Here is a 15,378-nt window from a genome sequence, read left to right as displayed (position 1 = left end):
AATGAGACGAATTGCTGTCTTTACCGGCACCCGGGCGGAGTATGGGTTGCTCTATTGGTTGATGAAAGAGATCGCTGCGGCTCCCGATCTGGAACTGAAAACGGTGGTTTCCGGCGCGCATTTGTCACCCGAATTCGGACTGACCTACCGGCAGATAGAACAGGATGGTTTTCAGATAGATGAGCGCGTTGAGATGCTGCTCTCTTCTGACACCGCGGTGGGCGTCATCAAAAGCATGGGGCTTGCGCTGATCGGTATGGCCGATGCCCTGGCACGGCTTACGCCGGATGTGCTGGTGATCCTCGGGGATCGTTACGAGGCGCTGGCGATGGCACAGGCGGCGATGATCATGCGAATTCCCGTGGCGCACCTGCATGGCGGTGAAATTACCGAAGGCGCTTACGATGATGCCATTCGTCATGCGATCACCAAGCTAAGTTATCTCCATTTCACCGCCAATGACGCCTATCGTCAGCGCGTGATCCAGCTTGGAGAAGCGCCTGAGCGCGTGTTCAATCTGGGGGCCGTGGGGCTTGATCACATCGACAGGACACCGCTGATGTCCAGGGATGCGTTGAGCGCATCCCTCGGGTTCGCGCTCGACAAACCCTATTTCGTGGTGACTTACCATCCCGTCACCCTCTTTTCAGAACCTGCGGTAGAGAGCTCTCAGGCATTGCTGAACGCGCTGGATGATTACCCCGATTACCAGGTCATAGTGACGTATCCCAACGCGGATGATGGCGGGCGACAACTCATTCCGTTGCTTAAGCACTATGCGGCGTTACAGCCCGAACGGGTGCTGGCTATCCCTTCTCTGGGCCACCAGCGATACCTCAGTGCGGTCAAACATTGCGCTGCCGTTATTGGCAACTCTTCCAGCGGCATCATCGAAGTTCCTTCGCTCGGGGTGCCAACGGTGAATATCGGGCAGCGGCAGAAGGGGAGAATGGCGGCTGCCAGCGTGGTGAATTGCCAGCCCGATAGCGCCTCTATTTCGTCTGCCATCAACGACGCGCTGTGTCCTCTTCCCGCCAGTGCCTTTACCAACCCGTATGGCACGGGGGATGTGAGCGCCCGTATTGTGGCGGTACTGCGTCGTTATCCGCTGACATCAGCCAAAGCTTTTCATGATATCGCCAGGAGCTTACCTCAATGATCCGCATTATCGCCGAGGCCGGCGTCAATCATAATGGGGACGAGTCCCTGGCCCATGCGCTTGTCGATGCTGCTCATCAGGCCGGTGCAGACATCGTGAAATTTCAAACGTTCAGGGCAGATAAACTGGTTACCGGCAATGCCCGGCAAGCCGATTATCAGACGACTAATACGGGAAAATCGGAAAGCCAGCTCGCCATGCTCTCCCGATTAGAGCTCTCTTTTGACGCGCATCTTAGCCTCATCCGCCATTGCGAAGCGCTGGGGATCGGATTTCTTTCCACGGCTTTTGATGACGACAGTCTTGATTTCCTGGTTCGCGATCTCAAGCTGCAAACCCTGAAAATTCCCTCTGGTGAGCTGACCAATGCGCCCTTTGTCCTCAGGCATGCCCGCAGTGGCTGCAACCTGATTGTGTCCACCGGGATGGCGACCCTTGCCGAGGTGGAATCAGCCCTGGCGGTCATCGCCTTTGGCATGGTTCGGGAACACGATGCAACGCCGGGTATGGAATCCTTTATGGCGGCCTATGCCTCACCGCAGGGGCAGGCGGCGCTGCGCGAAAAAGTGACGCTGCTGCACTGCACCACCGAATACCCGGCGCCGATGTCTGATATCAATCTTAATGCCATGGCGACGCTGGCCCAGGCCTTCGGCCTGCCGGTGGGTTACTCCGACCATAGCGAGGGCATTACGGTGCCTGTTGCCGCTGCCGCCCGTGGTGCCTGTCTTATCGAAAAACACTTTACCCTCGATAAAACGATGGCCGGGCCCGATCACAAAGCGTCACTGGAGCCGTCTGAGCTGGCCGACATGGTCAATGCGATCCGCAATGTGGAGGTGGCGCTCGGCAATGGCATCAAGGGGCCGCGTCCGTGTGAGCTGAAAAACAAAGCCATTGCCAGAAAGAGCCTGGTGGCGGCCTGCGACATCGCACCGGGTACCGTGCTCAATGAGCAGAACGTGGCGATCATGCGACCCGGTGAGGGCATGAGCCCCTATTCCTGGTGGGATGTGATCGGCAAGCGAGCAAGTCATGCCTATCTGGCGGGAGATCTGATCCGTGAATAAGCCGCTGATTATGATCGGCGCAGGGGGGCATGCTTCAGTACTGGCCGATATCCTCACCCGACAGGGGCAGACGATCCTTGCGTTGGTTGCGCCAGACTCATCAGGAAAAGGGGCGTTGGCTGGATTACCGTTGTGGCAGGACGAGACGCTCTGTATGACGGTTTCCCCCGAAGAATACCTGTTGGTCAACGGGATAGGCTCATTACCGGGATGCGGACTGCGCGCCCGAATCTTTTCGCGCTATAGCGAAAAGGGATATCGCTTTGCCTGCGTACTTGCACAAGAAGCGGTTATCTCCCCCCATGCAAGCCTCGGACAGGGGGTACAGGTGATGCCGGGGGCCATTGTACAGAGCGGTGCGCAGATTGGTGACAACAGCATCATCAATACCGGTGCCATTGTCGAGCATGACAGCGTGGTAGGCCGCCACGCTCATCTTGCCCCGCGCGCTGTGTTATGTGGTGGCGTGACTCTGGGGGAGCGCGTGCATGTCGGCAGCGGAGCCGTCGTTGTCCAGGGGCTGCAACTGGGGAACGAGGCTGTTGTCGGCGCGGGGGCGACTTTGACCCGTAACCTACCTGAAAATCACATTGTCTATCCTGCCCGTCCTTATCTGATCGAGCGGAATAATAAACAGGGATAATATTGCAATGAGCAAAGATTGGAAAAAGATCTTGTTATCACCCCAGGATTCTCTGCGTGATGCCTTGTCTATCGTCAATGAAGAAGCCCTGCGCGTGGCCATGGTGGTTGATGATCAGGAGAGACTGTTGGGGGTCGTCACGGATGGCGATATCAGACGCGCAATTCTGGCTGACGTGAGCCTGAGCACTGCCGTTGCAGAGGTCATGAACTGCAACCCGGTGACGTCTCCCATGAATTGCAGCCGAAATGAAGTCCTCTCAGAAATGAAGACGCGCAGTATTCTTTCTATTCCGGTGGTGGCTGAGGATGGTCGCCTGGTCGGGCTGGAAACCTGGGAGACGGCTTCGGCTCATCGGCGATATGAAAATCCTGTCTTTATCATGGCGGGTGGGTTCGGTACGCGCCTGAAACCGCTGACAGATCATTGTCCAAAGCCGATGCTGAAAATTGGCGGAAAGCCGATGCTGGAAATCCTGGTTGAGCGTTTTGCAAAAACCGGATTCAAAAATATATATATTTCAACCCACTATTTGCCAGACATTATCAGGGATTATTTTGGTGACGGGCGTCACTGGGGGGTTAATATTGAATATGTGCACGAAGAAACGCCTCTTGGTACCGGCGGAGCATTGGGGTTGCTACCCGACAACATCCCTGACTTACCCCTGATTATGATCAATGGCGATGTGCTGACCTCGCTCGATTTTGAACGTTTCATGCTATTTCATGATACGCACTCACCGGCTGCGACCATGTGTATTCGCCAGTATGAATACCAGGTACCTTATGGCGTTATCAGTTGTGATGGCGAAAAAGTTATCGAAATGACAGAAAAACCGATCCACCGTTATTTCGTTAATGCAGGTATTTATATGCTGAGCCAGACGGTTCTTAAAAGCGTGCCCAAAGGGATATCCATTGATATGCCCGCGCTGCTGGATTCGAATATCAATAATGGCTCCAGTGTCTTGATGTTTCCCATTCACGAATATTGGTTAGATATTGGCCGTCTGGATGATTTCCATCGTGCTCAGGCCGATATTCATCAGTTGGTATGGTAAATGAAAATAGCCATCATCCCAGCACGTGGGGGGAGCAAACGTCTACCTGGAAAGAATATAAAGGTTTTATCCGGTAAGCCCATGATCGCCTGGTCTATTGAGGCTGCGCTAAACAGTACATTATTTGATCTGGTGCTGGTGAGTACCGATTGCCAGGAAATCTCGGATATCGCAGAGCACTATGGTGCCATTGTGCCTTGTTTAAGACCTGCTATACTGGCAAGCGATACGGCAACGACGAATGATGTTATTTCTCATATGGTTGCGATCGTTGAGGCGCAGTGGGGAAACGTGAATACGATCACCTTACTGCAACCGACATCACCGCTACGAACAGCGTCAAATATTGTTGAGGCTCACGCGTTGTATGAGAAAATGGAAGCGTTGAGCGTTATTTCTGTCTGTAAAATGGAGCATCCTGTTCAGTTATGTAATAAACTACCAGCAGATCATTCTATGTCTGGTTTTGTTCAGGAAAAATATAATGTGAGAAGTCAGGAGTTAGAATCCTATTACCGGATTAATGGGGCTATCTATATTTTTGACAGAACATTTGTGGGTTCTTTAACCGGTATCTATGGCGATAAATCATACGCCTACATTATGAGGCAAGATGACTCGATCGATATTGATAGCATGCTGGATTTCGACATTGCAGAAATCATTATGACCCGACGATGACCTCACGTTTGCCATTAAATAGAGATGTAAAACTACCGACATGACTGAAATAACGCATATCGTTGAAAAAAGACATATGTCCCATTTCAAGGGTAAATCCTTATAATAAATAGGTGTACTTATTGGCCGAAAAGTAAAAATAGAGGGTTGGCAATAAAACATAATAGGGAGGGGCATAACTTTTTTTAAGGAGTGTTCGTTTTTTTATGTGAGTTGCATCCCATATTTTTGATACAACGTTTCGATTATTTGATTAAAATTCCATTGACTCTCCCTAAGTTAAATTCTTTAATTGGCAACTTTAGTGTTGCAAGTGTGTGTGCCTTATGAAAATACTCCTGGTCGAAGACGACAAGTTGCTTAATCATCATTTAACCAGTTTATTGACTGAGTCCGACAATCAGGTATACAGCACAGATCGTGCCCGGGTAGCACTGCACTATGCGGCTGATTACCCTATTGATGTGGCCATTATCGATCTCGGTTTACCTGATCTGAGTGGTGTGCAACTCATCAGTGAGTTGAGAGCGCGGCGAATACCCTTTCCCATCATTGTGTTGACCGCCCGTGGCAGTTGGCAGGATAAGGTGGAAGGGCTGGAGGCCGGGGCTGATGACTATATGGTCAAACCGTTTCAGAAAGATGAGTTGCTGGCGCGGCTCAACGCCTTAGTGCGCCGAAGCGCTGGTTTCATCTCTCCCAGGGTGAAGGTGGGAAATTATGAACTGGACCTCTCCCGTAAAGTGTTGACCATTGGTAGCGAGGCGGTCGTACTGACCAGCTTTGAATATCAGATCCTGGAGTATTTGATGCGCAATGCCCTTCAGGTCGTCTCTAAGCAACAGCTACTCGACCAGCTTTATGGCGATGGCGAGGGGGATCCGAATGTCGTGGAGGTAATGGTCAGCCGTCTGCGCAAAAAGCTGGATCCAGAAGGAACTATTCTGCCCATTTCCACTATTCGTCGTCAGGGTTACATCTTTACTATCCCCTGCAACTGAATACGACTATCCAGCTTTTATCTGCTGTCGAGAACCCATGCAACTGATCCTTCGCTCCCTCCATTTCAAGCTGATCATGAGCGCCATGTTGATCATTGCGTTCATGATGTCCTTCTCGGTTTATGTGCTCTATATGGGGCACGCCGAAGAGCAGTCCCAGAAGGTCAGTACCCGCATGCAGGAGAATCTGTCCAGACTCCTCTCTGCCGGGCATCCGGCCTCGCATGGGTTCAAGAATTTTGACAACACCAGGCAGGATATCAGCGATCCCGAGCTGGACACATTGATCTGTCGCGCCGATGGCCAACTGAGCTGGTCGAGCCTGTTTATCCCGGAGGTGATCAAGTCCAAAGAAACCCTGTGTCAGGATCTGATGAACTACCTTGGGGAATTATCTCAGGATTATTTTTTCAAGCATTACACCATCAAAAGCGGTGAGAGCTACTTTATCTACAGCCTGCGATTTCAGCGCAACCATGGTGATGGTCCCACTACCTACTATGTGGTGATGTTCAACTCCGACGCCGACTTTCGTGCCCACACGCGTGCCTATCTTTACTGGTGCATTCGCCAGGCGCTGTTGGCTTATTCGTTACTCGGTGTTCTGTTGATGCTCGCCTGTTTCTGGAGCCTTTCTTCACTGCGCACCATGGCACATCAAATAGATGAAATCCGGGAAGGTAAACGGGAAGCGCTCTCCCATAATTACGAGCGGGAATTACTGCCTTTAACCGAATCGGTCAACCAGCTACTGGAAAATGAGCGGCAACAGACTCAGCGCTACCAGCATGCCTTGAACGATCTGGCGCACAGCCTGAAGACCCGTCTGTCTTTGATCCAGATTACGACGCAGGAGTTCAGGTCCGGTCGGGAGAGCCATGACAATATCGAAGATCAGATAGTTATTATGGATCAGATTATCCAGTATCAGCTTCGTCGTGCGGTCTCCGGGCGTAAGCGCCTTGCCAGCAAGGGAACTGAACCGGTGCCCCTCATCGAGAAACTGCTGGCGAGCCTCTCCAGGGTCTACCGGCATAAGAAGTTGCAGACTCGTTTTTTATTTGATGATGATGTCTTTTTTGCCGGGGAACAGGGCGATCTGATGGAGCTAATGGGCAATCTCCTCGACAATGCGTTCAAGTTTGCGATCAGTGAAATCAAGGTGACCGTTAGCCATCACTGCAATCGGCTGAAGATTGAGGTCGAGGACGACGGTCCCGGTGTCGCGCCGGACAAGTTACAACAGATCTTCTTGCGCGGGGTGCGGGCCGACAGCTCATCCGGTCAGGGGATAGGCCTCGCCGTGGCGACTGAAATCGTACACAGTTATGGCGGGCAAATCAGGGTTGAGAAGTCCCCTCTGGGCGGGGCTCATTTTATTTTGATATTCACTGACTAGGCAGTCTCCTGTAATGACGTTACGGCGGTCAACGAAATCTGGCCGTCGTTTTCACAGACCCTCTCCGGCGCAAATCCGATCAGTTAATGCACTGCTGATCCCATTATTAAACGTCATCCTGATGACCACTTCCCCTGCGGGTTGCTTTTTTATGCTACACCTCAACCACCGTTCTTTTAATTAACGCATCCATTTTTAAATCGTTCCATTTTTCTAATGGAACTGTGCAAACAGTATACCAGGAAGGATAACCGTCAATGTTCTGAGAATGGCGGTGTTCATCGTTATGACTGAATAAATTATTTATTATTCTAAATTAATTATCTGAATAAGTAATTTTACGTCCTGGGGTATTTTTGTACGCATTATTTAAATAATCCTATTTGTTTAATTTTAGAGATATAAAAACCATTTCACAAGTCACAGATCTTGTTTATGAAATGATGTTTTATATTGCAGGGTTCGATGTTCTTGTTTTCTTGGGTTGCTGTTCTTTTAATTTTATATAATTGTTTTAATGATATTTCAATGTAACCAAAAGATTACTGCGATTGTTAATTTTTATTGCAATCTAATGACATCTCCCCGTTTGTTTGACGTTTTCATGAACAGGTCATGGGGGCGTTTTACTCAGGTGCTGTCTGCTCTTAGGCAACGGCCAGTACTGCTTGATTTGTAGTCTATTTTTTACTCTGAAATTGTTTCGGAGTGCGTTTTTAGTTTAATAAAATAGGAATAAATAATGACGCGTGCTTTTAAACTGAGTTGCATTGCATTAGTTTTATCTTCCGCAAGTGCTCAGGCATTAACTCTTGATTATCGCCACGAGTATAAACAAGACAGTAAGACACAAGCTAACCGTTTAAAACTTTCACACACTGCGCCAAATGGTGTTTTCGCCAGCGTTGAAGGTAAAATGGAAGAAAGCACAAAAGTTCAGAGTGATGGTTTCAAAGAAGGTAACGGTTCTTTCTCTGGTAGCGGCAGTGAATGGGAATTAGGCAAGAACTACGTCATCAACGATAAACTGACGTTAGCGCCAGCGTTAAACCTCGATAACGGTGATAAATTTGTTGGCTATCGTGCACAGGTTAAAGCCATTTATAAACTCAACGAGAACTGGGTGACAACCCTTCGTTGGCGTGGTGGTATCCAGAATGATGAAGATCCAAACGTTGCTAACAAAAACTATAACCAGTTTAACTGGGAGTTAGGATATGCAAACTCTCATTTCTCAGTTATGGGTGATGTAGAGCGTCGCTTTACTAACTACGATGATTATGAAGGTGACAACGGTTACTGGTTGTTCAACTTGACGGCGGCAATGCCGATTAATAAGCAATGGACGCCTTATACTGAAGTCGGTTATGTACCGCGTTATAACACCGTGGACGAAGAAGATGAAATGGAATTCCGTTATCGTTTAGGGATTAAATACAACTTCTAATCGTTGAAATTCTACGATTCGCAGAGTGTTCCTGCGACAGTATAATCCGCTCCCCGGATGACTGATTGATATCAGTCTCCGGGGATTTGCTTATGGATTATTGTATTTATGAGGCATTGCTCACGTTTTACGGGCGAGTGACGTCTTTTTTTACCGATAAACCCAGATGCGCTGGTTTGTTTGACACCTGTTACTACGAGAAATCTAAAAACTCTATAAAATCAATGCAATACAAATTATTCCTGCTGTTATTCCCGCATTGATGCCTGCCCTTTTTTTGACCTTCCAGACAATAACTCGTTGATCTTTATCAGGGGAAATCGCCCACTCTCCTGGAGAGTACAGAGAACCAACGTCATCTTTTTTACATCAATACAGCCAATGTGGTTATTCCATGTCGATACACCTTAAATGCAAAAACACCTTTATCAACTCTATGTTTATTAAAGAAAATATTCAAAGTTTTTGAGCAGGTTTCTATGTCAATCATTATTCACGGTTTGCCGATATAAAATCTGTGGAAGTAGATGTTTGTCGACTTTTCATCTTAAATTATGCTATTTGGTACTAGACAAAACTAGCCACCGGTTATCAAATGGTTAAATAATATTTCGCCGAATGTAAAGCAACGACCAGCGTCATAAAGGACGGCGTGCATTCTGGTGTTTATAAACACGACAACACCTCTCCAGGAGAATTTATGTCTTCCACTGTTAATCAAAACGAAAGCCGAACGTTCTTCGGCCATCCCTATCCATTGGGATCGCTATTCTTCACTGAAATGTGGGAGCGATTCTCGTTTTACGGCATCCGCCCCTTACTGATCCTGTTTATGGCTGCGACCGTCTACGACGGCGGCATGGGACTGGCCCGTGAAAATGCGTCCGCTATTGTGGGTATCTTTGCCGGTACCATGTATCTTGCCGCACTGCCTGGCGGCTGGCTGGCGGATAACTGGCTCGGTCAGCAGAAGGCCGTCTGGTACGGCTCTATTCTGATTGCGCTCGGTCACCTCTCTATCGCACTGTCTGCCTGGATGGGAGATAACCTGTTCTTTATCGGCCTGATGTTTATCGTCCTCGGTTCCGGCTTGTTCAAAACCTGTATCTCGGTGATGGTGGGAACGCTGTATAAGAAAGGCGATGCGCGTCGTGACGGCGGTTTCTCGTTGTTTTATATGGGGATCAATATCGGGTCGTTTATCGCGCCGCTGATCTCCGGCTGGCTGATTAAATCCCACGGCTGGCACTGGGGCTTTGGTATCGGCGGTATCGGAATGCTGGTGGCGTTGATTATCTTCCGCGTGTTTGCCGTTCCGGCGATGAAACGCTATGACAGCGAAGTGGGCCTGGACTCAACCTGGAACAGTCCTGTTGTGAAGAGAAAGGGCGTAGGTGGCTGGCTTTTGGCGCTGGCGGTCGGTATGGCTATCGTCGTCACGCTGATTGCTCAGGGTGTGATTGTCATTAACCCGGTCGCGGTGGCCAGCATGCTGGTGTACGTGATTGCGGTTTCAGTGGCCCTCTACTTCATTTATCTGTTTGTGTTTGCCGGTCTCAGCCGTAAAGAGCGCGCCAGGCTGCTGGTCTGCTTTATTCTGCTGGTGTCTGCCGCCTTCTTCTGGTCGGCCTTTGAGCAGAAGCCGACATCGTTCAACCTGTTTGCTAACGACTACACCAACCGCATGATCGGCAATTTCGAAATTCCGGCCGTGTGGTTCCAGTCGATCAACGCATTGTTCATTATTCTGCTGGCGCCGGTATTTAGCTGGGCATGGCCGAAGCTGGCGCAGAACAATGTGCGTCCGAGCAGTATTACCAAGTTCGTGATCGGTATTTTGTGTGCCGCCGCAGGTTTTGGTTTGATGATGCTGGCTGCGCAAAACGTTCTGAGTAACGGCGGGGCGGGCGTATCGCCGCTGTGGCTGGTCGGGAGTATCCTGATGCTGACGCTTGGCGAACTGTGTCTGAGCCCGATTGGGCTTGCCACCATGACGCTGCTGGCGCCAGACAGAATGCGCGGCCAAATGATGGGGCTGTGGTTCTGCGCCAGTGCGCTGGGTAATCTGGCGGCAGGTTTGATTGGCGGTCATGTGAAAGCTGACCAACTGGATATGTTGCCGGATCTCTTCGCGCGTTGCTCCATTGCGCTGCTGATCTGTGCTGCTGTGCTGATCGTGCTGATTGTTCCGGTGCGTCGTATGCTGGCAAATGCTCAGGTAAAAACTGAGCCAAAACCGGTAACCAACGCCTGATAAGCCGTGGTGTTGAACCGTAAAAAAACCGGCACGCAATGTGCCGGTTTTGCCGTCTGAAGGGCGCCTTTAATCAGAATGGCTTCCGGCAGAGATGAACTGCCGGCTTACCTTCACTTCCCGAAAAGCAACTCTGTATATTTCGTTGAAATAGCGCCGCTACGCTTCCCGTCAGTGCCGTAGTACCGGTCTTCGCGACATAACCGTTCTTTGACATCGCAGAAAGTACCGTTGGCAAAGGTAAACTCGGTCGTATCAAATTCCCCCTGTGAAAACAGTCTCTTTGCGGCTTTTTCACCGAGGTATTTTTCGGTTTTATCGCGGGAAACGCCCTTCGCGCTGTCAGCGCAAATATACTGGTCGCACAGTACGCCCGCTTCTGGAGAATGGAGCGCGGCGGGTTGCTTTGCACAGGCAGATGTCGCCACGGCAGCCAGCAGCAATGGCAGTGAATATGAAAGCATGTTTTTAATCAATGGAGTATCTCAGTAAGTCGTTGGGAGCGTTCAGTCTAATCGGAACAAGACCGCGCTGCCAACCGCTTATCCGCAGACATCCGGGAGGAGGGGGAGCTGTTCCCTTAACTTAAGGGGTCAATACAGCAGAAAAATCGTTAACTAACCCCCCGTGATCTGTTCACGGGGGGGATGGGATTAAGGCGTAACGATGTTGAACCAGAACTCAAATTTATCCATGTAGCCGAGCATCTGGTCGAGTTTGGCGCCATCACCGGTCACCTTCACGTCGCCGCTATCCTGCGCCTGTTTCAGCGTGACTTCTTTCAGGATAATTTTGTTCAACGTGTCGCGATTCAGTGAAATGGTCGCGTCAGCCTCTTTCGCTTCGGCATTGGCGGTGTGGTTAAGCACGCCGTTCTCCAGCTCCAGCTTGTACTTACCGCCGTCGCTACCGAGGTCGATGTTGAACACCGATTTCGCATCACCGGCTTTTTGACCGTTGATATGCACCGCCAGATAATCAAAGAACATTTCCGGGGTCATCGCACGTACGGTATCCGGGCTGGCGGTGTTCGGGGTCGGGCCTTTCACCACGCCATTACGCAGCTCCTGCGCGCCGGTCAGGTAGAAGTTACGCCACGGGCCGGACTCGGCCTGATAGCCCAGTTGCTCCAGCGCATCCGCCTCAAGGTTACGCGCATCCTGGTTACCCGGATCAGCGAACACTACTTTACTGACTACCTGAGCTACCCAACGGTAGTTACCCTGGTCAAAGTCGGTTTTCGCTTTCTGCAGGATGGCGTCCGCGCCGCCCATGTATTCGACGAATTTCTTCGCGGCTTCTTCTGGCGGCAGTTCGTCCAGGGTCGCCGGATTGCCGTCAAACCAGCCGAGATAGAGCACGTAAGTGGCTTTCACATCGTGGCTGACCGAACCGTAGTAACCACGGTTCGCCCACGTATGCGCCAGTGAATCAGGCAGTTTAAAGTTGGCGGCAATCTCATCACGGGTCAGACCTTCGTTGGCCATGCGCAACGTCTGGTCGTTGATGTAGCGGTAGAGGTCGCGCTGGCTCTTCAGCAGTTTGACGACATTCTCATTACCCCACGTCGGCCAGTGGTGCTGCGCCATGATAATTTCGGCTTTATCACCCCAGCGCACGATGGCCGCGTTGATGTATTTCGACCACGGCAGCGGCTCGCGAATTTTCGCGCCGCGCAGCGAGTAAGTGTTGTGCAGGGTGTGGGTCACGTCTTCTGCGGATTCAATGAGTTTTTTCTCTTCGATAAACCACAGCATTTCGGAAGGCGCTTCGGAGCCTGGCGCCAGCATAAAGTCATAGGTCAGCCCATCAATGACTTCCTTCTGGCCGTCTTTCTCAATGATATTGGTCGGCGCAATCAGGGTGACGGTACCGGCAGAGGTGGTGGTACCCAGACCCGCACCCACCTGGCCTTTGGCATCCGGCTTCAGCAGGTTGCCGTACATATAGCTGGCACGGCGACTCATTACATTACCGGCCATAATGTTTTCCGCGACGGCAGCTTCCATAAAGCCCGCCGGCGCATACACTTTCACTTTACCGGATTTCACATCGGCTTCGTCGACCACGCCGCGCACGCCGCCATAGTGGTCAACGTGGCTGTGCGTGTAGATAACAGCGACCACCGGTTTTTTACCGCGGTTTTTAAAGTAGAGATCCATACCGACTTTTGCGGTTTCTGCAGAAACCAGCGGGTCGACGACGGTAATCCCCTCTTTACCTTCGATGATGGTCATATTCGACAGGTCAAGGTTGCGGATTTGGTATACACCGTCAGTGACTTCAAACAGGCCGCTGATGTTAATCAACTGAGACTGACGCCAGAGGCTTGGGTTTACCGTATCAGGTGCTTTTTCCCCTTCTTTAATAAAGGCATATTGCTGTGGGTTCCAGACCACGTTCCCCTGTTCGCCATGAATGATGTCGGAAGGCAGGGCGGCAATAAAACCTTTGTGGGCGTCGGTAAAGTCAGTGTTGTCGGAGAACGGAAGCTGGTTGTAGAGTTGTTCGTTGGCTTGCTTAGTGGCCGATGTGGCGTCCTTTGAGGCGGTGTCGGCATAGGCTGGAACAATGAGTGTTGTTAACAAGCCTGCCAGGGCAAGCCCTCTGGCGATGGGTTTTAGTCTCATTATGATTCTCACATTTTTTAGGCTTAGTGATGAATATTTGTACGATCCCTAAAGTTACATTCTGTAACCCTCGCAATTAAATATAACCCGTTGTTAACATTCAGCCAGTTAATCCATATAAATAATTAATTTGATAAATTTTATTTAACATTCCGATTAATCCATCAGGATTAAAGCATCTGAGACGGGAAATCGATGAAGGGGATAATGCCGGGAGAGGGAGGTGTAAACGTCACTGCGGGTTTATACGCCTTGAAACAGGGCCGCATAAAATCGGGCAACGCTGAAAGGTGAAGCATGTTGGTAGATGACAAAGCACCAGGCTGGTCTATGCTCAAAAAGAGTAATGATGACCTCTGGTTTTGACTCTATGAATAATAACGATAATTATACATTTTGGGTGGTGGTGATGAACAGGATGCTGCTCGCTATACTGGCATGTTTTATGGTCATTCTGGCGCTCCCTTCCCAGGCGGCGGAACCCCGACAGCAGCCCACAGAACAAGAGCGTGCGCGCACGGTGTATATTTTTCATCAGCCCATTGTCATGTTGCAGGCGAAGTTTGGCCTGACCACGCCAGAAGAACGCGTTCTGCGTATCCACAATACATTGCGTAATTTCACCCAGGCCGACGTGCGCGAGCCGTTGAAAATTGTGCCTGTCACCCGTTATCGCCAGCAGGGACGGCTGATCGTGATGAACGGTAAACCGGTCATGCTATTGGCGGAAGGGGATCTGGATGAAGGGGACGACCTGACGCTCGACCAGGCGGCACAGCGCGTACTGGCCCGGATGGAGATCCAGCGCACCTCGCTGCGCGACCAGTATGACCGCGGCTGGCTTGCCCTCGCCGCTGTGAAAACCGCTGCAGGTTTGCTGGGACTCACGCTGTTCTGGTATGGCGCTTACCGCTCCTGGCGGTGGGTACGTCGACATTATCGACGTAAAATTTTCGAAAACCGCAGTTGGGTCCCGCAAAACTGGCGGCGTTTCGTCGGTGCGATTGAAACCCGATTGTATGCATTGCTGATGATTTTGCTCGGTATAATTGCGTTCTATGTCTGGCTAAGCTGGGTATTCAGCCTGTTCCCATGGACCCGGGTGTGGGGGGAGTCACTGGGGGACTGGTCAGTGCGGGTGGTCAGGGAAATCGCGCTGTCGATTGTCTCCGCATTACCGGGATTAATGATTGTCCTGCTCATCTTTGCCATCACCGCGCTGATTTTAAAATTGCTCAAAGTGATTCTGAATCAGGTGGAGGCCGGGCGGTTGACGTTGCCGGGCATTCACCCTGAAACGGTTGGCGCGACCCGTAAGTTAATCTCCGTGGTGGTGTGGCTGTTTGCGCTTTCGGCGGCGTATCCTTTTCTTCCCGGCGCGAATTCACTGGCGTTTAAAGGCATTAGCGTCTTTTTCGGTTTGATGCTCACACTCGGTTCTGCGGGGGTGATGAATCACGCCATGAGCGGGCTGGTACTCATCTATTCACGTGCGCTGCGCAAAGGTGATGTGATCCGTATTGCCGACAACGAAGGGCTGGTCAGTGAAATCGGTATGCTGGCTACCAAGATTATTACCCGGGAAAACTACGTCGTCACGGTTCCCAATGCGGTGGTGGTCAGTGGCAAAATTACCAATCTCAGCGCGCAAAATCCGGACGGCGGCGTCAATTTAACCGTCGGCGTCACTATCGGTTATGACACCCCCTGGCGTCAGGTGCATGCCATGCTTGAGCTGGCGGCCAACCGCGCCCAGGGCATCGATCATACGCAGCCGCCGTTGGTGCGCCAGCTCAGTCTGATGGACTGGTACATCTCTTATGAGCTACAGGTTCGTCTGCAGCCCGATACGTCGCTGGCGGCTGCCCGCGATGCCTTGCATAGCAATATTCAGGACGTTTTCAACGAATTCAATGTGCAAATCATGTCGCCGAACTTTGTGATGCAACCGAAAGGGGCGGTGATGGTGGCGAAGGAAAACTGGTATGCCTCACCCGCAATGCCGCCCGAAAAGTCAGAGGCATAAAGGGG

Annotated in this window: 12 protein-coding genes; 10 read left to right on the top strand and 2 right to left on the bottom strand. The window is 50.8% G+C overall.

What is annotated here, in order from left to right:
• Position 1: 1 nt before the first annotated feature.
• The 9 genes from neuC (at position 2) to JM656_RS16760 (ending at position 10,717) form a co-directional block, all read left to right on the top strand.
• Positions 2-1,159 carry a UDP-N-acetylglucosamine 2-epimerase gene (neuC, locus tag JM656_RS16800; protein ID WP_203358755.1) on the top strand — a complete coding sequence of 386 codons (1,158 nt, stop codon included), beginning with the start codon at positions 2-4 and terminating at the stop codon, positions 1,157-1,159.
• Positions 1,156-2,229, top strand: a complete 1,074-nt coding sequence (gene neuB, locus JM656_RS16795) for an N-acetylneuraminate synthase (protein WP_203358754.1) — start codon at positions 1,156-1,158, stop codon at positions 2,227-2,229. The genes neuC and neuB overlap by 4 nt, the downstream gene beginning before the upstream one ends.
• Positions 2,222-2,872, top strand: a complete 651-nt coding sequence (locus JM656_RS16790; protein WP_203358753.1) for an acetyltransferase — start codon at positions 2,222-2,224, stop codon at positions 2,870-2,872. Before neuB ends, JM656_RS16790 begins: the two co-directional genes overlap by 8 nt.
• A gap of 7 nt (positions 2,873-2,879) precedes the next feature.
• Positions 2,880-3,935 carry a nucleotidyltransferase family protein gene (locus JM656_RS16785; RefSeq protein WP_203358752.1) on the top strand — a complete coding sequence of 352 codons (1,056 nt, stop codon included), beginning with the start codon at positions 2,880-2,882 and terminating at the stop codon, positions 3,933-3,935.
• On the top strand, positions 3,936-4,616 hold the full coding sequence (locus JM656_RS16780) for an acylneuraminate cytidylyltransferase family protein (protein WP_203358751.1): 681 nt from the start codon (positions 3,936-3,938) through the stop codon (positions 4,614-4,616).
• A gap of 326 nt (positions 4,617-4,942) precedes the next feature.
• Positions 4,943-5,617, top strand: coding sequence for a response regulator (locus JM656_RS16775; RefSeq protein ID WP_203358750.1), 675 nt, complete (start codon positions 4,943-4,945; stop codon positions 5,615-5,617).
• 37 nt (positions 5,618-5,654) lie between these two features.
• Complete coding sequence (locus JM656_RS16770) at positions 5,655-7,016, top strand: ATP-binding protein (RefSeq protein WP_203358749.1); 1,362 nt, start codon at positions 5,655-5,657, stop codon at positions 7,014-7,016.
• 742 nt (positions 7,017-7,758) lie between these two features.
• Positions 7,759-8,463, top strand: coding sequence for an oligogalacturonate-specific porin KdgM family protein (locus JM656_RS16765; protein ID WP_203358748.1), 705 nt, complete (start codon positions 7,759-7,761; stop codon positions 8,461-8,463).
• Positions 8,464-9,163: 700 nt separating this feature from the next.
• The gene (locus JM656_RS16760; RefSeq protein WP_203358747.1) at positions 9,164-10,717 is read left to right on the top strand and encodes a peptide MFS transporter; all 1,554 of its coding nucleotides are present in this window, start codon (positions 9,164-9,166) and stop codon (positions 10,715-10,717) included.
• A gap of 113 nt (positions 10,718-10,830) precedes the next feature.
• On the opposite strand, the gene JM656_RS16755 is transcribed toward JM656_RS16760, so the two are convergent.
• Both JM656_RS16755 and JM656_RS16750 read right to left on the bottom strand, forming a co-directional pair.
• On the bottom strand, positions 10,831-11,181 hold the full coding sequence (locus JM656_RS16755; RefSeq protein WP_203358746.1) for a YcgJ family protein: 351 nt from the start codon (positions 11,179-11,181) through the stop codon (positions 10,831-10,833).
• A 189-nt stretch (positions 11,182-11,370) separates the two neighbouring features.
• On the bottom strand, positions 11,371-13,347 hold the full coding sequence (locus JM656_RS16750; protein WP_203358745.1) for an alkyl/aryl-sulfatase: 1,977 nt from the start codon (positions 13,345-13,347) through the stop codon (positions 11,371-11,373).
• 409 nt (positions 13,348-13,756) lie between these two features.
• Here JM656_RS16750 and JM656_RS16745 point away from each other — a divergent pair, with 409 nt between their 5' ends.
• Positions 13,757-15,373 (top strand): mechanosensitive ion channel family protein, encoded by a 1,617-nt coding sequence (locus JM656_RS16745; protein ID WP_203361311.1) that lies wholly within the window; start codon positions 13,757-13,759, stop codon positions 15,371-15,373.
• Positions 15,374-15,378: the final 5 nt, after the last annotated feature.

Origin of the sequence: Citrobacter sp. R56, from assembly GCF_016811995.1 — a bacterium.
Taxonomy (GTDB): Bacteria; Pseudomonadota; Gammaproteobacteria; order Enterobacterales; family Enterobacteriaceae; genus Citrobacter_D; species Citrobacter_D enshiensis.
The sequence above is the reverse complement of the archived record's forward strand: the minus strand, read 5'-3'. Positions and strand labels throughout refer to the sequence as shown.

Bases quoted from the DNA above. Each gene is read 5' to 3' on its own strand.
- neuC (WP_203358755.1), top strand. From the start codon at position 2: ATGAGACGAATTGCTGTCTTTACCGGCACCCGGGCGGAGTATGGGTTG.
- neuB (WP_203358754.1), top strand. From the start codon at position 1,156: ATGATCCGCATTATCGCCGAGGCCGGCGTCAATCATAATGGGGACGAG.
- JM656_RS16785 (WP_203358752.1), top strand. From the start codon at position 2,880: ATGAGCAAAGATTGGAAAAAGATCTTGTTATCACCCCAGGATTCTCTG.
- JM656_RS16780 (WP_203358751.1), top strand. From the start codon at position 3,936: ATGAAAATAGCCATCATCCCAGCACGTGGGGGGAGCAAACGTCTACCT.
- JM656_RS16775 (WP_203358750.1), top strand. From the start codon at position 4,943: ATGAAAATACTCCTGGTCGAAGACGACAAGTTGCTTAATCATCATTTA.
- JM656_RS16770 (WP_203358749.1), top strand. From the start codon at position 5,655: ATGCAACTGATCCTTCGCTCCCTCCATTTCAAGCTGATCATGAGCGCC.
- JM656_RS16765 (WP_203358748.1), top strand. From the start codon at position 7,759: ATGACGCGTGCTTTTAAACTGAGTTGCATTGCATTAGTTTTATCTTCC.
- JM656_RS16760 (WP_203358747.1), top strand. From the start codon at position 9,164: ATGTCTTCCACTGTTAATCAAAACGAAAGCCGAACGTTCTTCGGCCAT.
- JM656_RS16755 (WP_203358746.1), bottom strand. From the start codon at position 11,181: ATGCTTTCATATTCACTGCCATTGCTGCTGGCTGCCGTGGCGACATCT.
- JM656_RS16750 (WP_203358745.1), bottom strand. From the start codon at position 13,347: ATGAGACTAAAACCCATCGCCAGAGGGCTTGCCCTGGCAGGCTTGTTA.
- JM656_RS16745 (WP_203361311.1), top strand. From the start codon at position 13,757: ATGAACAGGATGCTGCTCGCTATACTGGCATGTTTTATGGTCATTCTG.